Origin of the sequence: Bacillus sp. RE35, assembly GCF_052146655.1 — a bacterium.
Taxonomy (GTDB): Bacteria; Bacillota; Bacilli; order Bacillales; family Bacillaceae_G; genus Bacillus_A; species Bacillus_A cereus.
This window is the reverse complement of record NZ_CP197377.1, coordinates 3,763,871-3,787,795: the sequence shown is the minus strand read 5'-3', so window position 1 is coordinate 3,787,795 and position 23,925 is coordinate 3,763,871. Positions and strand designations below refer to the sequence as shown.

Sequence of the window (23,925 nt, the reverse complement as noted above, 5' to 3'; positions counted from 1 at the left end):
GTTCCTTACATATTAAAGTTTTTAGAAAGAATCATATGTAAGCATAATAAGGGAGAAAAGTTGATTTTTTATTTCTAAAAACTGTATATTGAAGAGGAATATTCCTATATACGTAAAGGAGGGCTATAAATGAAACTAATGGAACAACAACTACATGAGTTAGGTGGTTTGCGCGTACATATTATTCCGACTGATAAATATAAAACGAATACCTTTGTATTTCGTTTTAAAGCGCCTTTAAATGAGGAGACGGTGACAGAGCGTGCCCTATTGCCATACGTATTGCAAAGTGCGACAGAAAAATTACCTTCTGTAATTCGTCTTCGTCAATATTTAGAAGAATTATACGGATCTTCTTTAGCGGTAGATGTAAGTAAAAAAGGGGAAGACCATATTATCTCCATTTATGTAGACATTGCAAATGAAGTTTATTTACATGATGCACCACCGTTATTTGAAAAAGCGCTTTCTATGTTGTCAGATATTGTGTTACATCCAGCAACGGAGGGGAACGGTTTCCTATCTTCTATCGTAGAAAGTGAAAAAAGAGCACTGTTACAGAGAATTGAAGCTACTTATGATGATAAAATGCGTTATGCAAACGAGCGTTTAATTGAAGAAATGTGCAAAGTAGAACCGTATCGTTTAAGTGCAAATGGAAAAAAAGAGAGTGTTATGTCTATTACAAATGAAAGTTTGTATCAATATTATCAAAAGGTGTTAGCGGAAGATGAAATGGATCTATATATTATTGGTGATATTTCAGAAAACGCCGTTGATCTTGTAAGTAAGTATTTTTCTATTTCAACTCGTCCAGTGAGAGAAAGAAATGTACTCCTTCATAGACGAAATAATGAAGAAAAAGAAGTTGTTGAAAAACAAGAATTAAAACAAAGTAAATTACACATCGGTTATCGTACATTTGTCACATATAAAGATGAAGATTATTTTGCATTGCAATTGTTCAATGGATTGTTTGGTGGCTTTTCTCATTCGAAGTTATTCGTAAATGTGCGTGAAAAAAATAGTTTAGCGTACTATGCAGCATCGCGCTTTGAAAGTCATAAAGGTTTATTATTTGTTATGTCAGGAATCGAAGCGAAAAATTATGAAAAAGCAGTTGAGATTATTAAAGAACAAATGCTTGCGATGCAAAACGGAGAGTTTTCTGAAGAAGAAATACATCAAACAAAAAGTGTCATCCAAAATCAAATATTAGAGGCAATTGATACACCACGTGGCTTTGTAGAAATGCTATATCATGGTATTATTTCAGATCGTACACGTCCAGTTGAAGAATGGCTTACAGGTATAGAAAGTGTGACGAAAGAAGAAATTGTAAAAGTTGCTAAAAATATTGAACTAGATACAATTTACTTTTTACAAGGAACGGAGGGAGAGTAAATGGAGAAAATTGTTTATGAGCAATTAAAAGAAACACTCTATTATGAAAAACTTCCTAATGGATTAGATGTATATGTTTTACCGAAACAAGGATTTAATAAAACATTTGCGACGTTTACGACGAAATATGGTTCTGTAGATAATACATTTGTACCATTAGGGAAAGAAGAAATGATTCGTGTGCCTGATGGAATTGCACATTTTCTTGAGCATAAATTATTTGAAAAAGAAGATCACGATGCTTTCCAATTGTTTAGTAAACAAGGAGCATCGGCAAATGCTTTTACATCATTTACACGAACAGCTTACCTTTTTTCATGTACTTCAAACGTAGAACAAAATTTAAATACATTGCTAAACTTCGTGCAAGAGCCTTATTTCTCTGAAAAAACGGTTGAAAAAGAGAAGGGGATAATTGGGCAAGAAATTCAAATGTATCAAGATAACCCAGATTGGCGTTTGTACTTCGGGTTAATTGATAGCTTGTTTGTAAAACACCCAATTAAAATTGATATTGCAGGGACAATCGAATCTATTAGTAAAATTACGAAAGATTTATTGTATGAATGTTATGAAACATTTTATCATCCGAGCAATATGTTATTATTTGTTGTGGGTGCAATTGATCCAGAGAAAACAATGGATTTAGTACGTGAAAATCAAGCGAAAAAAGATTATAAAAACCAGCCAGAAATTGTGCGTTCATTTGAAGAAGAACCAAATGAGGTAAATGAAAAGAAAAAAATTATTTCAATGCCTGTGCAAACACCGAAATGTTTAGTTGGTATTAAAGCGACTAATTTAAAGGAAAAGGGGCAAGCGCTTTTAAAACAAGAAATTGCGCTTACGTTACTCTTAGATTATTTATTTGGGAAAAGTTCTGTTCATTACGAAACTTTATATAATGAAGGGCTTATTGATGATTCATTCTCGTATGACTATACAGAAGAAAATAACTTCGGTTTTGCAATGGTTGGCGGTGATACGAAACAACCTGATGAATTGGCAAATCGTTTAAAAGATATTTTATTAAAAACAGATTATGATCAATTAGATGCGGCGGCATTAGAACGAGTGAAGAAAAAGAAAATTGGTGGTTTTTTACGCTCGTTGAATTCACCAGAATATATTGCAAATCAATTTACACGATACGCGTTTAATGAATCTAGCCTATTTGACGCATTGACTGTATTAGAAGGACTAACCGTTCAAGACTTACAAGAAGTAGCGAAATTATTGTTATCAGAAGACAAAATGAGTATTTGTCAGGTGTTACCGAAAAAATAAAATTAAAAAGATACCCTCATCTTATCATTGAAAAATTGTAAGATGAGGGTATTATTTAGTTATGTGAAAATTGAACTTGTAGAGATAAGAGAGGGACTTTATGAAAAAGTATGCGTTAGTAACTGGAGGGAGCGGAGGAATTGGCTCTGCTATTTCGAAACAATTAATTCAAGATGGATATACAGTTTATGTTCATTACAATAACAGTGAAGAAAAGGTATTGGAATTGCAGAAGGCATGGGGAGAAGTTATCCCTGTTCAAGCGAATTTAGCTTCTAGTGATGGAGCAGAGCAATTGTGGGGACAAATTGAACATCCTATTGATGTTATTGTATACGCAGCTGGGAAGAGTATTTTTGGACTAGTAACAGATGTAACAAACGATGAATTGGATTATATGGTAGAACTTCAAGTGAAGAACGTATATAAATTACTTTCTATGGCACTTCCGCCTATGATCGGGAGAAGAAGTGGTAATATTGTAATTGTTTCATCTATATGGGGACAAATAGGGGCTTCTTGTGAAGTGCTTTATTCAATGGTAAAAGGGGCACAAAATTCATATGTGAAAGCTTTAGCGAAAGAAGTTTCTTTAAGTGGATTACGTGTGAATGCAGTAGCACCAGGAGCAATTGAAACGGAAATGTTAAGTGTTTTTTCTGAAGAAGATAAAATGGGAATTGCTGAAGATATACCATTAGGTAGAATAGGATTACCAGAAGAAGTAGCGAAAACAGTTTCATTCCTCGTATCACCAGGAGCGTCTTACATAACTGGACAAATTATCGGAGTGAATGGCGGTTGGCACTGCTAAAAAATTCTTACATAAAAAATGAATAGTTGCACAAATTAAGGATGATTTTATTACTCAATAGTGAGGTGCTTAATTATGTCAGTATTAGATAATTTTGATCAGTGGAAGAGCTTTTTAGGAGAACGTTTAGAGCAAGCGCAAGACAAAGGTTTAGATGGCGGTGCGGTATCAGATATGGCGTTTCGTGTTGGCGACTATCTTGCTAATGAGGTAGAAGGACGCAATGACCAAGAGAAATTATTAGCTGAGCTTTGGAAAGTTGCTGATGAACAGGAGCAACATACAATTGCAAATTTAATGGTTAAGTTCGTACAACATAAGTAAAAGTAGAGAGGAGATTCTCCTCTCTACTTTTTTTGTATAATAATTACACAGGGTAGATTATACATTTAGCTTCCCTATTAAGGTGAAATCATATAATATAGTACGTAGGTGTAAAGTAAGCAAGGGGAGTGATCTTGGATGATTGAATGGTATTTTGAATATGAAATACATAAAAACCGACCTGGCTTGCTTGGTGACGTTTCTTCGTTAATCGGTATGCTCGGCATTAATATTGTCACAATTAATGGTGTAGATAATGCACGACGTGGGTTACTTCTTATGTGTGATAATCAAGAGCAAATCTCTAGACTTGAATCAATTTTAAATACGATGGATAACATAACGGTAACGAAATATCGTCCGCCCAAGCTAAGAGATAAGCTAGCGGTTAGACATGGTAGGTACATACAACGAGATGCAGATGATAAGAAAACATTTCGATTTGTGCGTGATGAATTAGGCTTACTTGTAGACTTTATGGCAGAAATTATGAAAAAAGAAGGCCATAAACTAATTGGGATACGCGGAATGCCTCGTGTCGGAAAAACAGAATCCATTGTTGCTGCAAGTGTTTGTGCAAATAAAAGGTGGTTATTTGTATCATCTACTCTTATTAAGCAAACTGTTCGTAGTCAATTAATTGAAGATGAGTATAGCGATGACAATATTTTCATCCTAGATGGAATTGTGTCAACGAAGCGTGCTAACGAAAGACATTGGCAGCTCGTTCGTGAAATTATGAGATTGCCTGCAACGAAAGTTGTGGAACATCCTGATGTATTTGTGAGTCAGTCAGAATACACATTGGATGATTTTGATTATATTATCGAGTTGCGTAACGATTATGATGAAGAAATTCAATATAATTTAGTAGATGAAATTGAGCAAGGTACGCAAAATAATTTCTCTATGTTTGACTTTTAAAGAAATATTGAGGTGTTAGTAGTGACGGAATTGGGACAAAAGCTGAAAGAAGCAAGAGAAGCGAAAGGCTTGTCTATTGATCAGCTGCATGAGATTACAAAAATTCAAAAACGCCATTTAGTGGCAATTGAAGAAGGCAATTATGATGTATTGCCAGGAGCTTTTTATGCGCGTGCATTCATTAAACAATACGCAGATGCGGTTGGATTAAATGGAGAGGAACTGCTCGTAGAACATCAGAGTACGATACCACAATCTGAAAAGCGTGAAGTTCCACAAGTATCAACGGGACAAAAAACACAAGAAACAATGCAAAAATCTTCATCATGGCCAATTGCAGATCACATGCCGAAAATCTTAGTTGCGCTGTTAGTAATCGCAGTTGGAGTGGTAATCTGGTTTGTGTTTCAAGCGTTAACTGGAAAAGATGATGAAAAAGTTCCGAGTGCTCAAAGTGAGAAAATTGAAGTTCAAAAAGCGAAAGATTCTCCGTTAGATACGAAGAAAGATGAAGTGAAAGCGGAAGAGCCAAAAAAAGAGGAACCAAAGAAAGAAGAACCAAAGAAAGAGGAGCAACCAGCACAACCAACTGGACAGCAAGAAGTGAAAGTAGTTGGAACAACTGGAAAAGTATCTACTTTGGAAATTCATAATAATAAAACATTAGAACTGGAATTATCGGGTAAAGGTGCGAGTTATGTAGATGTTAAAGATGATGCTGGGAATGTGATTCTAAACGCTACAGTACAAGAGGGCCAAATAGAAAAACGTGATGTATCAACATTAAAAGAAGTGCGACTTAATATTGGAAATGCAACGAATGTTGAAGTTAAACTGAATGGCCAAGTGGTCGCTTATCCATTGGATCCAGAAAAAGAACTTCACCAAAGATTGGTGATAAAAAACCAAGGGATAGAGCAACCTGCACAATAACAGTCATCGCTTCGATGACTTTTTTTCGATGAACAAATGTTTTTGATATGATGGAGGAATAGCTGTGAATTTACCAAATAAAATTACAATATCTAGAATCTTCTTAATTCCAATTTTTATGGTAATTATGTTAGCACCCTTTGATTGGGGTTCATACAAAATTGGTGATGTTGATTTACCGATTCAACATTTAGTGGGGGCACTTATCTTTATCATTGCTTCAGCTACAGATTGGATTGATGGACATTACGCAAGAAAATATAATCTTGTAACGAATTTAGGGAAGTTTCTTGACCCGTTAGCTGATAAATTACTTGTTTCGGCAGCACTTATTACATTGGTAGAGATGCAATATGTACCGGCTTGGATTGTTATTGTAATTATCAGTCGTGAGTTTGCGGTAACTGGTTTACGTCTTGTACTTGCTGGAACAGGGGAAGTAGTTGCAGCAAACCAGCTAGGAAAAATTAAGACATGGACACAAATTATTGCGATTGCAGCATATTTATTACACGATGTACCTTTAAATTTAATCCATATTCCAGTTGCGGATATCTTCATATGGATTGCATTAATCTTTACTGTTATTTCAGGATGGGATTATTTCTGGAAAAATAGAGCTGCTTTTGTAAACTCAAAATAGAAGTTTATGGGGGAATTGGGATGAATGCTGAGATTATTGCGGTTGGAACTGAATTATTACTTGGACAAATTGCAAATACAAATGCCCAGTTTTTATCTGAAAAGTTAGCTTCAATCGGAATTAACGTGTACTATCATACTGTTGTTGGTGATAATAATAAGCGATTGCAAAAGGCGATTGAAGCTGCGGAAGAACGTGCTGATATACTTATTTTTACAGGTGGATTAGGACCGACAAAAGATGATTTAACGAAAGAAACGATAGCTGCTAGTTTAGATGAAGAGCTTGTGTATGATGAAAAGGCATTAGCCTTAATAAGTAATTACTTTAAGCGTACAGGCCGTGAATTTACGGAGAATAATAAAAAGCAAGCGCTCGTTTTAAATGGAGCAACAGTATTTGCAAATGACCACGGTATGGCGCCGGGTATGGGGGTAAATAAGAACGGAAAAGTTTATATTTTATTACCAGGGCCGCCAAAAGAAATGAAACCAATGTATGTAAGTTACGTAGAGCCTTTTTTACGTAATTTTACAACAGGAGAAAACATTTATTCTCGTGTGCTTCGTTTCTTCGGCATTGGGGAGTCCCAATTAGAGGTGAAAGTTCAAGATTTAATTGATGGACAAACAAACCCAACAATTGCCCCATTAGCAAATGATGGAGAAGTGACATTACGTTTAACCGCTAAGCATCAAAATGTTAGCGAAGCGGAGAAACTAATTCAACATGTGGAAGATTTGATTTTAGAAAGAGTAGGAGAATTTTTCTACGGATATGACCAAGAATTTTTGCATTATAAGGCAATCGAGTTATTGAAGAGAAAAGGGTTAACTTTAGCGTGTGCAGAAAGTTTAACAGGTGGTCTTTTTGGAAATCAAGTAACTGAAACCGCTGGTGTTTCTTCTGTGTTTAAAGGCGGTGTCATTTGTTATCATAATGATGTGAAGCAATATGTTTTACGTGTGCCTGAAGAAGTGTTGCATACTGATGGTGCAGTTAGTAAAGAATGTGCTCGTTATCTTGCTGAAAATGTTAAGGATGTACTAAAAGCGGATATTGGAATTAGTTTCACTGGGGTAGCAGGGCCAGATGCTTCAGAACAGAAAGAACCAGGAACAGTATTTGTTGGGCTTTCGATTAAGGATGAACCAACTGTAGTCTTTCCTCTTAATTTAAGCGGAAGTCGTCAACAAATTAGAGAACGAACAGCAAAATATGGATTTTATCATTTATATAAAAAGCTAGAAGAGATATAAGTTTCTTCTAGTTTTTTTACGGTTAAATTTAGATATTATTTGATAGAAAATAAAAAAATCGAATAAATGTTCGATTTTTGTTGGCAAATTGAATTGAAAATAGGTATAATAAGATTAGCAATTCAGTTAAGGAGGAATTTTGAATGAGTGATCGTCAAGCAGCGTTAGATATGGCGTTAAAACAAATAGAGAAGCAATTCGGTAAAGGTTCAATTATGAAATTAGGAGAACAAGCGGAGCGTAGAGTTTCTACGGTTTCTAGTGGTTCTTTAGCACTTGATGTGGCACTAGGGGTAGGCGGATATCCACGTGGCCGTATTATCGAAATTTACGGACCTGAAAGTTCAGGTAAAACGACAGTTTCATTACATGCAATTGCAGAAGTACAACGTCAAGGTGGACAAGCAGCATTCATCGATGCGGAGCACGCAATGGATCCTGTATATGCACAAAAATTAGGCGTTAACATAGATGAATTACTATTATCACAGCCTGATACAGGGGAGCAAGGATTAGAAATCGCGGAAGCACTTGTACGAAGTGGTGCGGTTGACATTATCGTAATTGACTCTGTAGCAGCTCTTGTACCGAAAGCAGAGATTGAAGGCGACATGGGTGACTCACACGTAGGTTTACAAGCACGTTTAATGTCACAAGCACTTCGTAAGCTTTCAGGAGCAATCAACAAATCAAAAACAATTGCAATCTTTATTAACCAAATTCGTGAAAAAGTTGGGGTTATGTTCGGAAACCCAGAAACAACTCCAGGTGGTCGTGCGTTGAAATTCTATTCAACTGTTCGTCTTGAAGTGCGTCGTGCGGAGCAATTAAAGCAAGGTAACGACATCGTTGGTAATAAAACAAAAGTAAAAGTAGTGAAAAATAAAGTAGCACCACCATTCCGTGTTGCTGAAGTTGATATTATGTACGGAGAAGGTATTTCAAGAGAAGGTGAAATCTTGGATATGGCTTCTGAGCTTGATATCGTTCAAAAGAGCGGTGCTTGGTATTCTTATAATGAAGAACGCCTAGGACAAGGTCGTGAAAATTCGAAGCAGTTCTTAAAAGAAAATACAGATTTAAGAGAAGAAATTGCTTTCTTTATTCGTGAGCATCACGGAATTAGTGAAGATTCTGGTGCTGAGGGCGCAGAAGATTCAACTCTTCTTGATTAAAAAAATAAAAGACACGGCCTCGTGTCTTTTATTTTTTTATCTACTATTAAGGAGCATAATACTATAGATAAAAAATATTTTTTTACTTCAAATGCGTTGTGTAAAGAGGGATATTTAAATATTTTAAGTAAAAGAAATGGGAATTACTAAGGTTTTCCAGTATAGTAGGCTCCTTACTTTTAAAATTTAGGTCACATTCAAGGCTGAAGGCAAAGAAAGTAAAAGTAGACAACGCTTGACAATGAAAATTACGATAGATACAATGAGAATGTATATTTTTTCTTATATACAATATACTCTTCTCAAGAAGAGAAGTAATATTCGGAGTAAGGTTTAAATCTTACCGAAATAATAATATGACATTTTAATTGTGAAATGAAGAAAGTCCCTTAAAAAAGCGGGACGACGGTCTTTGCTGTATGTTGTAATTCAATGTACATGCCGACAGTCTTTTTTCATTCATAGCAAGGGGAGGTGAAATCATGACGAGTACAGTTTGGATACTCATCTCCATTTTGCTTGCAACAGTCGGTGCAGTTGTTGGCTTTTTTGTTCGAAAGTCTATTGCTGAAGCGAAGATTAATGGTGCGGCTAATGAAGCGAGACGTATTTTAGACGAAGCGAATCGTGATGCTGAAGCACTTAAGAAAGAAGCGCTTTTAGAAGCAAAGGATGAAATTCATACACTTCGTACAGAAGCTGAATTAGAAATTCGTGACCGTAGAAGCGAATTACAAAAACAAGAAAATCGTTTAATGCAAAAAGAAGAGAACCTTGATCGTAAAGACGAAACGCTCGATAAACGCGAGCAACAGTTAGAGAAGAAAGAGGAATCTCTTGTAGCGAGACAACAACAGATTGAAGAGTTGGAAAGCAAAGTGGGAGAGTTAGTTCAAAAGCAACAAACAGAATTAGAGCGCATTTCCAATCTGACACGCGAACAAGCGAAAGCAATTATTCTTGGTAAAGTAGAAAGTGAAGTTTCTCATGAAATCGCTGTTATGGTAAAAGAAAGTGAAGTTCGCGCGAAAGAAGAAGCGGATAAGAAAGCAAAAGAGATTTTATCTCTTGCAATGCAAAGATGTGCAGCTGATCATGTTGCTGAAACAACCGTTTCGGTTGTAAATCTTCCAAATGACGAAATGAAGGGACGTATTATCGGGCGTGAAGGTCGTAATATTCGTACGTTAGAAACGTTAACGGGTATTGACTTAATTATCGATGATACACCAGAGGCAGTAATCCTTTCTGGATTCGACCCAATTCGTCGTGAAACAGCTCGTATCGCTCTTGATAAACTAGTACAGGACGGACGTATTCATCCAGCGCGTATTGAAGAGATGGTCGAAAAATCAAGACGTGAAGTGGACGAGTATATTCGCGAAGTCGGAGAGCAAACAACGTTTGAAGTGGGTGTTCATGGATTACATCCAGATTTAATTAAAATTTTAGGTCGTTTAAAATACCGTACAAGTTATGGTCAAAACGTCTTAAAACACTCTATGGAAGTTGCATATTTAACTGGACTTATGGCGGCAGAGCTTGGCGAGGATGAAAAACTAGCAAGACGTGCAGGTCTATTACATGATATCGGAAAAGCGATTGACCATGAAGTAGAAGGAAGCCACGTTGAAATTGGTGTTGAACTTGCAACGAAATATAAAGAGCATCCTGTAGTTATAAACAGTATCGCATCTCACCATGGTGACACAGAACCAACTTCTATCATTGCAGTTTTAGTTGCAGCAGCAGATGCTTTATCAGCTGCAAGACCGGGAGCTCGTAGTGAAACACTTGAAAACTATATTCGTCGTCTTGAAAAGTTAGAAGAGATTTCAGAGTCTTATGAAGGCGTTGAAAAGTCATTTGCAATTCAAGCAGGACGTGAAGTTCGTATTTTGGTAAAACCAGATACAATCGATGACTTAGAAGCTCATCGTTTAGCTCGTGATATCCGAAAACGTATTGAAAATGAACTGGATTACCCAGGACATATTAAAGTAACTGTTATTCGTGAAACACGTGCAGTGGAATACGCAAAATAAAGTGGTGAAACACCACTTTATTTTTTTGTGTTGGAATTGGATAAAATAAAGACAGTTAGTTATATAGTATAAAAGTGAAACAAACTTATAATAAACATATTATAAGGAATTTACTTGATGCTATAGAAATAAAAAATGCAGTACATAGAAAGGGTAAGACATATGAGAATATTATTTGTTGGGGATGTAGTAGGATCTCCTGGTAGAGGTATGATTCAACAATACGTACCGGCATTAAAGAAAAAATATACACCTACAGTAACAATCATTAATGGAGAAAACGCAGCAGGTGGCCGTGGGATTACAGAAAAAATATATCGAAACTTTTTAGAATGTGGGGCGCAAGCAGTTACACTTGGAAACCACGCTTGGGATAATCGTGAAGTATTTGAATTCATCGATGATGCAAAATATCTTGCAAGACCAGCTAACTTCCCAGAAGGAACTCCAGGAAAAGGACTTATCTTTGTGAACTGTAATGGAACAGAAGTTGCAGTTATTAACTTACAAGGACGTACTTTCCTTCCTCCGATTGATTGTCCATTCCGTAAAGTGGATGAATTAATTAATATTGCGAAAAAACGTACGAATATTATCTTTGTTGACTTCCATGCGGAAACTACAAGTGAAAAACAAGCGCTAGGTTGGTATGTAGATGGACGTGCTACAGCAGTAGTAGGTACGCATACGCATGTCCCTACAGCAGATAACCGTATTTTACCAAGCGGAACGGCATACATTACAGATGTTGGAATGACAGGGCCGTATGATGGAATATTAGGTATGGATAGAGAAGCAGTATTGAAGAAGTTTTTAACAAACTTACCAGTACGATTTGAAGTAACAAATGGTAGAACGCAATTAAGTGCAGTGTTAATTGATGTGGATCCAAATACAGGAAAAGCAAAGAAAATTGAACGTATTTTAATTAATGACGATCAACCATTTTTTGAGTAAATTCCCGTTAAATTTTAGATAAGTTATTATATTTTAATTTTTTAGAAAAATTACGAAAATTTAGCAGGAATACGCGCCATTCCTCGTGAATATAAGTTAAAGTGAAATAATTGCTAATACTTTTTAAAGAAACGAGGAGGAAACGCGGAATGGAAATATTAAAAGTTAAAGCAACGTCGGTCCCTAATTCTGTAGCTGGTGCACTTGCAGGTGTTATTCGCGAACGCGGAACAGCAGAAATTCAAGCTATTGGTGCAGGTGCATTGAACCAAGCGGTAAAGGCAGTAGCAATCGCAAGAGGATTTGTAGCGCCTAGTGGTTTGGACCTGATTTGTATCCCAGCGTTTACAGATATTATGATTGATGGCGAAGAGCGTACAGCAATAAAATTAATTGTAGAACCTCGTTAAGTTTTAAACAACCTGTTTGCAGTATGCAAACAGGTTGTTTTTATAATGGAGGAATGAAAATGAAAATTTTTGATGCTCATTGTGACGTGCTTCTTCAGTTATGGAGTGCACAAGGGAAAAGGAATTTTAACGATGATTCACAATTACATATTACATTTGAACAGTTAAAGAGAAGAAAAGGAAGTATACAATGTTTTGCTATATATGTACCAGAAACAGTGGCATATGAAAACCGATTTGAAGCAGCATTACAAATGGTAGATATTTTTTATAATGAAATTTTATCCCTACCAGGTGTAAAGTTTATTCAGACAAAAGATGATATTAACATGTTAAAACAGGACGAGGTTGGAGCGATATTAACACTAGAAGGATGCGAAGCAATTGGAAAAGAAGCAATGAAATTACGGTTGTTGTATCGCCTAGGAGTACGTTCTTTTGGACTAACATGGAATTATGCCAATCTCTTAGCTGATGGTGCGCTAGAGACACGTGGGGCGGGTTTAACGAATTTTGGTAAACAGGTTGTACAAGAACTGAATGCGCTACATGTATGGACTGATGTGTCTCATCTGAATGAAAGAAGTTTTTGGGATGTTATAGAGATTGCAAAAAATCCTATTGCTTCCCACTCAAATTGTATGAAACTTTGCGAGCACCCACGTAATTTAAACGATGAACAACTTAAAGCTCTTATAAAGAAAAATGGCATGATCGGTGTCACTTTTGTACCGCAGTTTCTAACGAATGAAAATGAAGCAAATATAACAGATATAGTAAGACATATCGAATATATTTGTTCATTAGGTGGAGAGTACAATATAGGATTTGGTTCAGATTTTGATGGGATTTTAGAAACAGTTGTAAATGTATCAGTTTATCGAGATTATGAAAATGTAATGAATGAGCTTTGTAAACACTATGCTACATCTACTGTAGAACGATTTTTATATGATAATTTTGTAGAACATATGAGTTTTTAAGTTTTGGTTTAAAATTCAGAAAAATTAAAATTAATTCATTTGATTTTATTGCTTTTTTTAAGACCTAATACTAGAATGAAAAACAAAATAGCTTTATACTAAAGATTCAGGGAAATCAGAAGAGGCATAATTTGCGTCCGTTGTAGTTTATTTGCATAAAAAATGCTAAACTATTACTGTAAAAAAATACACTACAATGAATGCAGCCAAAAGGGGTGTAGGAGATGATTAGTCAACTTTCATGGAAAGTTGGAGGCCAACAAGGTGAAGGAATTGAAAGTACAGGAGAAATCTTCTGTATTGCATTAAACCGATTAGGATATTACCTATACGGTTACCGCCACTTCTCATCACGTATAAAAGGCGGCCATACAAATAATAAAATTCGTGTAAGTACAACAGAAGTACGAGCGATCTCGGATGATTTAGATATTTTAATTGCTTTTGACCAAGAAACAATTGATTTTAATTTCCACGAACTACGTCCAGGTGGAATTGTAGTTGCGGATGCGAAATTTAATCCAACAATACCTGACAATACAGATGTAAATCTATATGTGATACCGTTTACAGATATTGCTTCAGAATTAGGCACATCATTAATGAAAAACATGGTTGCTGTTGGAGCATCAAGTGCAGTATTAGGATTAGATGAAACAGCTTATTTAGATGTTGTTGAAGAAATCTTTGGTCGTAAAGGAGAGCAAGTCGTTCAAAAGAATATGGACGCAATTAAACGTGGCTCTCAATATATGAAAGAATTACTAGGTGAGAAAGTAAACATGATGCAGCTTGAAAAAGCTGATGGTAAAAAACGCATGTTTATGATTGGGAACGATGCAATCGCATTTGGTGCGGTAGCTGGTGGTGCTCGTTTTATGTCAGCATACCCAATCACACCTGCATCAGAAATTATGGAATACTTAATTAAAAAATTACCGAAAGTCGGCGGAACAGTAATCCAAACTGAGGATGAAATCGCAGCTTGTACAATGGCAATCGGTGCAAACTATGCTGGTGTTCGTACATTAACGGCATCTGCTGGTCCAGGTCTTTCATTAATGATGGAAGCAATCGGTTTAGCAGGTATTACAGAAACTCCATTAGTAATTGTTGATACACAACGTGGCGGCCCAAGTACAGGATTACCAACTAAGCAAGAACAGTCTGACTTAATGGCGATGATTTACGGTACGCATGGTGAAATTCCAAAAATCGTAATGGCGCCAAGTACAGTTGAAGAAGCTTTCTATGACATTGTAGAAGCATTTAACTTATCTGAAGAATATCAAGTTCCTGTTATTTTCTTAACAGATTTACAGCTTTCTTTAGGAAAACAAACAGTAGAACCACTTAAATTAGATAAAGTGGAAATTCGTCGTGGTAAGCTTGATTTAGAAGTAGAATTACCAGAACGTGAAAATAAAGCATACTTCAAGCGTTATGAAGTAACAGAAGACGGCGTTTCACCACGTGTTTTACCTGGTATGAAAAATGGTGTTCACCATGTTACAGGTGTAGAACATGATGAAACTGGAAAACCATCGGAATCAGCAATAAACCGTAAAGATCAAATGGACAAACGTTTCCGTAAAATGGAGAACTTGAAGTTTAATACCCCTGTTTATAAAAATGTTAAGCATGAAGAAGCAGACGTATTGCTTGTTGGATTTAACTCAACTCGTGGTGCGATCGAAGAGGCAATGACGCGTTTAGAACAAGAGGGTATGAAAGTAAACCATGCTCATGTGCGTTTAATTCACCCGTTCCCAACAGCTGAAATCGATCCACTTGTGAAAAAGGCGAAGCGTGTTGTAGTAGTAGAAAACAATGCAACAGGTCAGCTTGCTAACATTATGAAAATGAATCTTGGTAATGGTGAGAAAATTTCTAGTCTTTTAAAATATGATGGAAACCCATTCTTGCCGAAAGAGATTTACAACGAATGCAAAAAAGGGGTTGTATTAAATGGCAACATTTAAGGACTTTCGTAACAGTGTAAAGCCAAACTGGTGCCCAGGTTGCGGAGACTTCTCAGTGCAAGCTGCAATTCAACGTGCGGCAGCTAACGTTGGCCTAAATCCAGATGAACTTGCTGTTATTTCTGGTATCGGCTGTTCAGGCCGTATTTCAGGTTATATTAATTCATATGGTGTGCATAGTATTCATGGTCGTGCCCTTCCAATTGCGCAAGGTGTGAAAATGGCAAATCGTGATTTAACAGTTATCGCTTCAGGTGGTGACGGTGATGGATTTGCGATTGGTATGGGTCATACAATCCATTCTATTCGTCGTAATATCGACATTACGTACATCGTAATGGATAACCAAATTTACGGATTAACAAAAGGGCAAACTTCACCACGTAGTGAAGCTGGATTTAAAACGAAAAGCACACCACAAGGTTCAATTGAACCATCACTAAATGTAATGGAAATGGCCTTAACAGCTGGTGCGACATTTGTGGCGCAAAGCTTTTCGAGTGATTTAAAAGAATTAACACAAATTATTGAAGCTGGTATTAACCATAAAGGATTTTCATTAATTAACGTATTTAGCCCATGTGTTACTTACAATAAAGTAAATACTTACGATTGGTTTAAAGAGAATTTAACGAAACTAAGTACAGTAGAGGGATATGATCCATCTAATCGCATGATGGCTATGCAAACTTTAATGGAAAATAACGGTTTAGTAACAGGGTTAATTTATCAAAATACTAAGCAACCATCATATCAAGAACTTGTTAAAGGCTATAGTGAAGAGCCTTTAGTGAAATCTGATTTAAATATGGATCAGAAAATGTTTGATGAGCTTGTTGCTGAATTTATGTAATGTAAGAAGAGGAGGTTGCCGATTTGGTAACCTTTTTTTATGTACAAAAATATAGGGTAGTCTTATTTACTTAGAAAATTCAGAATGATAAAATAATATATAAATCGTTGTATGAAAATGGCAAGTTCATTGCTTATGAAATGTAAGATAATAAAATGGCCTCTTTATTGTTAAAATTGGCGAAATACATCATACTATGGTAATGTTTATAGGGATAAAGCAATATGCTTTTTGGTAGGACAACAAGAAATGATAAAAAGGGAATGTCTATTTGCGTGGGGAAGACTTCATTCTTATGAATGATTAGATTGATTACTCAAGTTTCAAAGGACAAGTTATCTCTCAAGCTATCTAACCATTTTTGAGGTGAGTCTAGGCGCATTAAAATGGACTATAGAGTATGTATAGTTAAGGGTGAAAGGAGATTACCGATGAACGAGCAACAACGATTAGCAAGTCAACAAGCAAATTCCTCTACGAAAAAAGAAGAGAAAGATTATAGTAAATACTTTGAAAGTGTATATCAACCACCTTCCTTAAAGGATGCGAAAAATCGCGGGAAAGAAGAAGTTAAAATTGAACGGGATTTTGGCTTACCTGAAGAGTTTCGCAATTTTGGTACAGGAAGAAAGTTCTATATTCGTACATATGGTTGTCAAATGAATGAGCATGATACGGAAGTAATGGCAGGCATTTTCACCGCACTTGGATATGAACCAACTTTTTCAACTGAGGATGCAGATGTAGTTTTATTAAACACTTGTGCAATTCGTGAAAATGCTGAAAATAAGGTGTTTGGTGAGCTAGGCCATTTAAAGTCACTCAAACGAAGAAATCCAGACCTTTTAATTGGTGTATGTGGTTGTATGTCTCAAGAGGAATCTGTTGTAAATAAAATTATGCAAAAAAATCAGCATGTAGATATGGTATTTGGAACGCATAATATTCATAGATTACCGTACATTCTAAAAGATGCGATGTTCTCGAAAGAGACGGTAGTTGAAGTATGGTCAAAAGAAGGTGACGTAATTGAAAACCTTCCGAAAGTACGTCGTGGTGATATTAAAGCTTGGGTAAATATTATGTATGGCTGTGATAAATTCTGTACGTATTGTATTGTACCGTATACACGCGGAAAAGAGCGAAGTAGACGTCCAGAAGATATTATCCAAGAGATTCGTCATTTAGCTGCAAATGGTTATAAAGAAATTACTTTACTTGGTCAAAACGTAAATGCATATGGTAAAGACTTTGAAGATATAGAATACGGTCTTGGCGATTTAATGGACGAACTTCGTAAAGTTGATATTGCCCGTATTCGTTTTACAACGAGCCATCCACGTGATTTCGATGATCACTTAATTGAAGTGCTTGGCAAAGGTGGCAACCTAGTAGAACATATCCATTTACCAGTTCAATCTGGAAGTACGGATATGCTGAAAATTATGGCACGTAAATATTCGCGTGAGCATTATTTAGAACTTGTAAGAAAAATTAAAGAAGCAATTCCAGATGCAGTATTAACAACAGATATTATCGTTGGTTTTCCAAATGAAACAGATGAGCAATTTGAAGAAACGATGTCGTTATATCGTGAAGTAGGGTTTGATACTGCCTTTACATTCATTTACTCTCCTCGCGAAGGTACACCAGCTGCAAAAATGAAAGATAATGTACCGATGGAAGTAAAGAAAGAACGTCTTCAACGCTTAAATACACTAGTAAATACGTTGGCAATTGAAAAGAATAGTCGTTACAAAGGTCAAATTGTAGAAGTGTTAGTTGATGGGGAAAGTAAAAATAATCCGGAAGTACTTGCAGGTTATACTCGTACGAATAAACTTGTAAACTTCGTCGCTTCAAAATCTTTAATTGGTCAGCTTGTGAAAGTAAAAATAACGGAAGCAAAAACTTGGTCTCTTAACGGGGAATTAGTTGAAGAGCCGATTGAGGTGAAATAATAGATGAAAGTATATTCGAAAGATGACATTGTTGAACAAGCGAAAGAATTAGCAAAAATGATTTCTGAAACAGAAGAAGTTGATTTTTTTAAGAAAGCAGAGGCGCAAATTCATAAAAATGAAAATGTAAAGCGCGCAATCGATGAAATTAAAGCACTGCAAAAACAAGCAGTAAACTTGCAACATTACGGGAAATGGGAAGCTTTAAAAAAGGTAGAAGCTGAAATTGATGCATTGCAAGATAAGTTAGACAGTATTCCAGTCGTACAACAATTTAAATCTTCACAAACATACGTAAATGACTTATTACAGTTAGTTGCTAGTACAATTTCTAACAACGTAACAGATGAAATATTAATTTCAACTGGTGGCGATGTACTAAAGGGTGAAACTGGCGCAGCAGTAGAAAGTAAAAAAGGAAATTGTGGTTGTTAAAGAGATGTCATATTGACATCTCTTTTTTTGTGGATTAAACGTAAGGTCTTCTCAAAAAAAAGAATGACACATTCCGCTATTGTCACGCATATGATTAAGTGAATAGTGATTGAGGAGGGTTACGAATGTCCGAATTTAGAGAGATTATTACAAAAGCAGTGGTTGGAAAAGGACGTAAGTATACAAAGTCAACGCATACATGTGAATCGAATAATGAGCCAACAAGTATTTTAGGGTGCTGGGTAATTAACCACTCGTACGAAGCAAGAAAGAATGGAAAACATGTGGAAATTGAAGGTTTCTATGATGTGAACACTTGGTATTCATTTGATGGAAATACAAAGACTGAAGTTGTAACAGAACGTGTGAACTACACGGACGAAGTAAGTATTGGTTATCGTGATAAAAACTTTTCTGGTGACGATTTAGAAATTATTGCTCGTGTTATTCAGCCGCCAAATTGTTTAGAAGCACTTGTATCACCAAATGGTAATAAAATTGTTGTAACTGTAGAACGTGAATTTGTAACAGAAGTAGTTGGAGAAACGAAAATTTGTGTAAGTGTAAATCCTGAAGGTTGCGTAGAATCAGATGATGATTTCCAAATTGCTGATGATGAATTTGAAGAATTAGATCCGAACTTTATCGTTGATGCAGAAGAAGAGTAATAGAAAGCTAGGGAGAAGTTCTTCCTAGCTTTTTACTTTACATAAGTGGCGCTGAATGAACATGATTCTTTATGAAATATGTTATAATGAAGAAAGACTCCTGAAATAGGAGATAAGAGTGTCCGTGAAATGCGACATATATGAAAATAGATTATCATGTAAGAATTATGGAGGAAAAGTATGACTCAATATACGCCTATGATACAGCAATATTTAAAGGTTAAGGCAGATTATCAAGATGCCTTTTTATTTTTTCGCTTAGGCGATTTTTATGAAATGTTCTTTGAGGATGCTGTTAAAGCAGCCCATGAACTTGAAATTACATTAACGAGCCGAGATGGTGGTAGTAGTGAACGTATACCAATGTGCGGTGTACCATATCATGCGGCTAAAAACTATATTGAACAACTTGTTGAAAAAGGATATAAAGTAGCTGTTTGTGAGCAAGTAGAAGATCCGAAAACAGCTAAAGGTGTAGTACGTCGTGAAGTAGTACAATTAATTACGCCAGGAACGATGATGGAAGGGCGTACAATTGATGAGAAAGAAAACAACTTCTTAGCCGCATTAACACATTTTGAAGATGGATCATATGCATTAGCTTGTAACGACTTAACGACTGGACAAAATACAGTAACGTTACTGACTGGTTCAGTAGAAGATATTTTATTAGAAGTGTATGCAACTGGTTCGAAAGAAATTGTTGTTGATTCTTCATTTTCTAAAGATGAACTAAACAAGTTAACTGAAACATTGAAAATGACGATTTCGTATGAAGATGCAACGGCAATTCCGGAAGGATTAGAACATCTTGTGAAAAATGTTTCACAAGCAAAATTAATTAAAGCAGTTGGACGTTTATTTAACTATGTAATAAGAACGCAAAAACGTTCTTTAGATCATTTGCAACCAGTAGAAATTTATTATACGAATCAATTTATGAAAATTGATGTACATTCAAAGCGAAACTTAGAACTGACAGAAACACTTCGGACGAAAGAAAAAACAGGATCACTATTATGGTTATTGGACAAGACGAAAACAGCTATGGGTGGTCGTATGTTAAAACAGTGGATGGAACGTCCACTTATACAGAAAGAAAGAATTGAAGAGCGTTTAGAAATGGTTGAAACGTTTGTAAATGATTACTTCTTACGTGAAGATTTAAAAGAAAAGTTAAAAGAAGTATATGATTTAGAACGCTTAGCAGGAAAAGTTGCATTTGGTAACGTAAATGCAAGAGACTTATTACAATTAAGACGTTCATTACTTCAAGTGCCAGCTATTTTAGAAGCAATTAGTTTGTTAGATAACGCTTATGCATCGAGATTAATTCAAGGTGCAGATCCATGTGAAAGCTTAACAGAATTACTAGGAAGAAGTATTCAAGAAAACCCACCGCTTTCAATTAAAGATGGAGATATTATTAAAGATGGTTATAATGACAAGCTTGATCAATATCGTTACGTGAGTAAAAACGGGAAAACGTGGATTGCTGAGCTTGAAAAAAGAGAACGTGATATTACTGGAATTAAATCGTTAAAAATCGGATACAACCGTATTTTCGGTTACTACATTGAAGTAACGAAAGCGAATCTTGCAGCACTTCCAGAAGGTCGCTATGAACGTAAACAGACGCTTGCTAATGCTGAACGTTTCATTACAGATGAACTGAAAGAAAAAGAAACGTTAATTTTAGAAGCAGAAGAAAAAATTGTACAACTAGAATACGATTTATTTACAGCGCTTCGTGAAGAAGTAAAAGTATTTATTCCGAAATTACAACATTTAGCAAAAGTAATTAGTGAATTAGACGTACTGCAAAGTTTTGCGACAGTTAGTGAAGAAGAACAGTTTGTAAAACCTGTACTAACAACGAAGCGTGAAATCTTTATTAAAGATGGTCGTCATCCTGTCGTTGAAAAAGTATTGAACGGGAAATTGTATGTACCGAATGATTGTATTATGCCAGAGAAGATGGATGTCTTTTTAATTACAGGACCGAACATGTCTGGTAAAAGTACGTATATGAGACAATTAGCACTTGTAACTGTTATGTCGCAAATCGGTTGTTTCGTACCAGCAACAGAAGCAGTATTACCTGTATTTGATCAAATCTTTACGAGAATTGGTGCAGCGGATGATTTAATATCAGGTCAAAGTACATTTATGGTCGAAATGTTAGAAGCGAAAAATGCAATTGCAAACGCATCAGAAAGAAGTTTAATTTTATTCGATGAAATTGGACGAGGTACATCTACCTATGATGGTATGGCACTTGCACAAGCAATCATTGAACATATTCATGACCAAATTGGTGCAAAAACGTTATTCTCTACGCATTATCATGAATTGACTGTGTTAGAAGAGAGTTTAGATCAACTGAAAAATGTACACGTTTCAGCAATTGAAGAGAATGGAAAAGTAGTATTCCTTCATAAAATTCAAGACGGGGCAGCTGATAAAAGTTACGGAATTCACGTTGCGCAACTTGCAGAGCTTCCAGATAGCTTAATCGCCCGCGCGAAAGAAGTGTTAGCACAGCTAGAAGGACAGGAAGAAATTATTATTCCAAAACGAGTAGAAGTGAAAGTACAAGAAGCTGCTCCAGAACCTGTAGTTGTAAAAGAGGAAATAGCAGAAATACAGGAAACGAAAGTAGAGACTGAAGAAGAATCGCAACTATCTTTCTTTGGAGGAGAACAGTCTTCGAAGAAACAAGACAAACCTCTGCTAGATCAAAAAGAAACAGCAGTATTGGCGCAAATTAAAAAAATCGATTTACTTGATATGACACCTTTAGAAGCGATGAACGAATTGTATCGCTTACAGAAAAAGTTAAAGAAAGGATGAGTAAGTAGATGGGGAAAATTCGCAAACTCGATGACCAACTCTCTAACTTAATTGCGGCAGGGGAAGTAGTAGAGCGCCCTGCTTCAGTCGTAAAAGAACTTGTGGAAAATTCTATCGATGCGAATAGTACATCTATTGAAATCCACTTAGAAGAAGCTGGGTTATCGAAAATTCGTATCATTGATAACGGTGATGGTATTGCAGAAGAAGACTGTATCGTCGCTTTTGAACGCCATGCGACGAGTAAAATTAAAGATGAAAACGATCTGTTTCGCATAAGAACACTCGGTTTCCGCGGTGAGGCATTGCCGAGTATTGCCTCTGTTAGTGAATTAGAATTAATTACTAGCACAGGTGATGCGCCTGGTACACACCTCATAATTAAAGGTGGAGACATTATAAAACAAGAGAAAACTGCGAGCCGAAAAGGAACAGATATTACAGTACAAAACTTATTCTTTAATACACCAGCGCGTCTTAAATATATGAAAACCATTCATACGGAGCTCGGGAATATTACAGATATCGTGTATCGTATTGCAATGTCACATCCAGAAGTATCGTTAAAACTGTTTCATAATGAAAAGAAATTGCTTCATACATCAGGTAACGGTGATGTAAGACAAGTACTTGCATCGATTTACAGTATTCAAGTTGCGAAGAAGCTTGTTCCAATTGAAGCTGAATCTTTAGACTTTACAATTAAAGGCTATGTAACATTACCAGAAGTAACGAGAGCATCTCGTAATTATATGTCAACGATCGTAAATGGTCGTTACGTTCGAAACTTTGTACTAATGAAAGCAATTCAGCAAGGCTACCATACATTACTGCCAGTTGGCCGGTATCCAATTGGCTTCTTATCGATTGAAATGGATCCAATGCTAGTTGACGTTAACGTACATCCAGCGAAGTTAGAGGTTCGTTTTAGTAAAGAACAAGAATTGCTAAAGCTGATCGAAGAAACATTGCAAGCTGCATTTAAAAAAATACAGCTCATTCCAGATGCAGGCGTAACAACGAAGAAAAAAGAAAAAGACGAAAGTGTGCAAGAACAGTTCCAGTTTGAGCATGCGAAGCCGAAAGAACCATCTATGCCGGACATTGTTTTACCAACTGGCATGGATGCAAAACAAGAAGAACCGCAGGCTGTGAAACAGCCACCACAACTGTGGCAACCGCCGAAACAAGAATGGCAACCACCACAGTCGCTCATAAGAGAAGAACAAAGTTGGCAACCATCCACTAAACCGATAATCGAAGAACCAATTCAAGAAGAGAAATCGTGGGACAGTAATGAAGAGGATTTTGAACTAGAGGAATTAGAAGAAGAAGTTCGGGAAATAAAAGAGATTGAAATGAACGGGAATGACTTACCACCGCTTTATCCAATTGGACAAATGCATGGAACATATATTTTCGCTCAAAATGATAAAGGCTTATATATGATTGACCAGCATGCCGCGCAGGAACGTATTAATTATGAATACTTCCGTGATAAAGTAGGAAGGGTAGCGCAAGAAGTACAAGAGTTACTTGTACCGTACCGTATTGATCTATCTCTTACTGAATTTTTACGTGTCGAAGAACAGTTAGAAGAACTAAAAAAAGTTGGGCTATTTTTAGAACAATTCGGCCATCAATCCTTTATCGTCCGCTCGCATCCAACATGGTTCCCGAAAGGACAAGAAACAGAAATTATCGATGAAATGATGGAGCAAGTTGTCAAACTAAAAAAAGTGGATATTAAAAAGTTACGTGAAGAAGCAGCCATCATGATGAGCTGTAAAGCATCCATTAAAGCGAATCAATATTTAACGAACGATCAAATATTTGCCTTACTGGAAGAATTACGTACAACAACAAACCCATACACATGCCCACACGGAAGACCGATTCTTGTGCATCATTCTACTTATGAGTTGGAGAAGATGTTTAAGAGGGTTATGTAGAGTGAATAAATTATATTTCAAAAGGGAGCAACATTTACTGTTGCTCCCTTTTCATATGTAGAT

General features: G+C 36.1%; 20 protein-coding genes. All 20 read left to right on the top strand.

All coding sequences use genetic code 11. The features are described from left to right. Window positions 1-129: 129 nt before the first annotated feature. Window positions 130-1,404: an EF-P 5-aminopentanol modification-associated protein YfmF gene (gene yfmF / locus ACTL4X_RS19205; protein ID WP_000772418.1), complete on the top strand. Its 1,275-nt coding sequence runs from the start codon at window positions 130-132 to the stop codon at window positions 1,402-1,404. Beyond that, a complete protein-coding gene (gene yfmH, locus ACTL4X_RS19200; protein WP_000411976.1) occupies window positions 1,405-2,691 on the top strand; it encodes an EF-P 5-aminopentanol modification-associated protein YfmH in 1,287 nt (428 codons plus the stop codon). A gap of 100 nt (window positions 2,692-2,791) precedes the next feature. Next, entirely contained in the window at window positions 2,792-3,505 is a 714-nt protein-coding gene (gene ymfI, locus ACTL4X_RS19195; protein WP_000759604.1) for an elongation factor P 5-aminopentanone reductase, read from the top strand. Window positions 3,506-3,580: 75 nt separating this feature from the next. After that, the gene (locus ACTL4X_RS19190; RefSeq protein WP_000114450.1) at window positions 3,581-3,829 is read left to right on the top strand and encodes a DUF3243 domain-containing protein; all 249 of its coding nucleotides are present in this window, start codon (window positions 3,581-3,583) and stop codon (window positions 3,827-3,829) included. A 138-nt stretch (window positions 3,830-3,967) separates the two neighbouring features. Continuing rightward, complete coding sequence (locus tag ACTL4X_RS19185; protein ID WP_000574107.1) at window positions 3,968-4,753, top strand: DUF3388 domain-containing protein; 786 nt, start codon at window positions 3,968-3,970, stop codon at window positions 4,751-4,753. Window positions 4,754-4,774: 21 nt separating this feature from the next. After that, on the top strand, window positions 4,775-5,686 hold the full coding sequence (locus tag ACTL4X_RS19180) for a helix-turn-helix domain-containing protein (protein WP_000137461.1): 912 nt from the start codon (window positions 4,775-4,777) through the stop codon (window positions 5,684-5,686). Window positions 5,687-5,750: 64 nt separating this feature from the next. Next, window positions 5,751-6,329 carry a CDP-diacylglycerol--glycerol-3-phosphate 3-phosphatidyltransferase gene (pgsA, locus tag ACTL4X_RS19175; protein WP_001052967.1) on the top strand — a complete coding sequence of 193 codons (579 nt, stop codon included), beginning with the start codon at window positions 5,751-5,753 and terminating at the stop codon, window positions 6,327-6,329. Between the two features lie 20 nt (window positions 6,330-6,349). Then, window positions 6,350-7,588 carry a competence/damage-inducible protein CinA gene (gene cinA, locus ACTL4X_RS19170; RefSeq protein WP_000990692.1) on the top strand — a complete coding sequence of 413 codons (1,239 nt, stop codon included), beginning with the start codon at window positions 6,350-6,352 and terminating at the stop codon, window positions 7,586-7,588. A gap of 143 nt (window positions 7,589-7,731) precedes the next feature. Then, entirely contained in the window at window positions 7,732-8,763 is a 1,032-nt protein-coding gene (recA, locus tag ACTL4X_RS19165; RefSeq protein ID WP_001283860.1) for a recombinase RecA, read from the top strand. A 482-nt stretch (window positions 8,764-9,245) separates the two neighbouring features. Next, the gene (rny, locus tag ACTL4X_RS19160; RefSeq protein ID WP_000204911.1) at window positions 9,246-10,808 is read left to right on the top strand and encodes a ribonuclease Y; all 1,563 of its coding nucleotides are present in this window, start codon (window positions 9,246-9,248) and stop codon (window positions 10,806-10,808) included. A 162-nt stretch (window positions 10,809-10,970) separates the two neighbouring features. Continuing rightward, on the top strand, window positions 10,971-11,765 hold the full coding sequence (locus ACTL4X_RS19155) for a TIGR00282 family metallophosphoesterase (RefSeq protein ID WP_001221095.1): 795 nt from the start codon (window positions 10,971-10,973) through the stop codon (window positions 11,763-11,765). Between the two features lie 149 nt (window positions 11,766-11,914). Next, window positions 11,915-12,175 (top strand): stage V sporulation protein SpoVS, encoded by a 261-nt coding sequence (gene spoVS / locus ACTL4X_RS19150; RefSeq protein ID WP_000404341.1) that lies wholly within the window; start codon window positions 11,915-11,917, stop codon window positions 12,173-12,175. 59 nt (window positions 12,176-12,234) lie between these two features. After that, on the top strand, window positions 12,235-13,158 hold the full coding sequence (locus ACTL4X_RS19145) for a dipeptidase (protein WP_000688046.1): 924 nt from the start codon (window positions 12,235-12,237) through the stop codon (window positions 13,156-13,158). Between the two features lie 224 nt (window positions 13,159-13,382). Further along, on the top strand, window positions 13,383-15,140 hold the full coding sequence (locus ACTL4X_RS19140; protein ID WP_000625418.1) for a 2-oxoacid:acceptor oxidoreductase subunit alpha: 1,758 nt from the start codon (window positions 13,383-13,385) through the stop codon (window positions 15,138-15,140). Continuing rightward, a complete protein-coding gene (locus ACTL4X_RS19135; RefSeq protein ID WP_000190155.1) occupies window positions 15,127-15,993 on the top strand; it encodes a 2-oxoacid:ferredoxin oxidoreductase subunit beta in 867 nt (288 codons plus the stop codon). Before ACTL4X_RS19140 ends, ACTL4X_RS19135 begins: the two co-directional genes overlap by 14 nt. Before the next feature lie 431 nt (window positions 15,994-16,424). Next, window positions 16,425-17,954: a tRNA (N6-isopentenyl adenosine(37)-C2)-methylthiotransferase MiaB gene (miaB, locus tag ACTL4X_RS19130; protein ID WP_001005394.1), complete on the top strand. Its 1,530-nt coding sequence runs from the start codon at window positions 16,425-16,427 to the stop codon at window positions 17,952-17,954. Window positions 17,955-17,957: 3 nt separating this feature from the next. Next, on the top strand, window positions 17,958-18,389 hold the full coding sequence (locus ACTL4X_RS19125) for a RicAFT regulatory complex protein RicA family protein (RefSeq protein ID WP_000870461.1): 432 nt from the start codon (window positions 17,958-17,960) through the stop codon (window positions 18,387-18,389). A gap of 125 nt (window positions 18,390-18,514) precedes the next feature. Beyond that, window positions 18,515-19,057 (top strand): outer spore coat protein CotE, encoded by a 543-nt coding sequence (cotE, locus tag ACTL4X_RS19120; protein WP_001288799.1) that lies wholly within the window; start codon window positions 18,515-18,517, stop codon window positions 19,055-19,057. 180 nt (window positions 19,058-19,237) lie between these two features. Further along, window positions 19,238-21,910, top strand: a complete 2,673-nt coding sequence (gene mutS, locus ACTL4X_RS19115) for a DNA mismatch repair protein MutS (protein ID WP_000196021.1) — start codon at window positions 19,238-19,240, stop codon at window positions 21,908-21,910. Between the two features lie 8 nt (window positions 21,911-21,918). Further along, the gene (gene mutL, locus ACTL4X_RS19110) at window positions 21,919-23,862 is read left to right on the top strand and encodes a DNA mismatch repair endonuclease MutL (protein ID WP_000516465.1); all 1,944 of its coding nucleotides are present in this window, start codon (window positions 21,919-21,921) and stop codon (window positions 23,860-23,862) included. Window positions 23,863-23,925 lie beyond the last annotated feature (63 nt).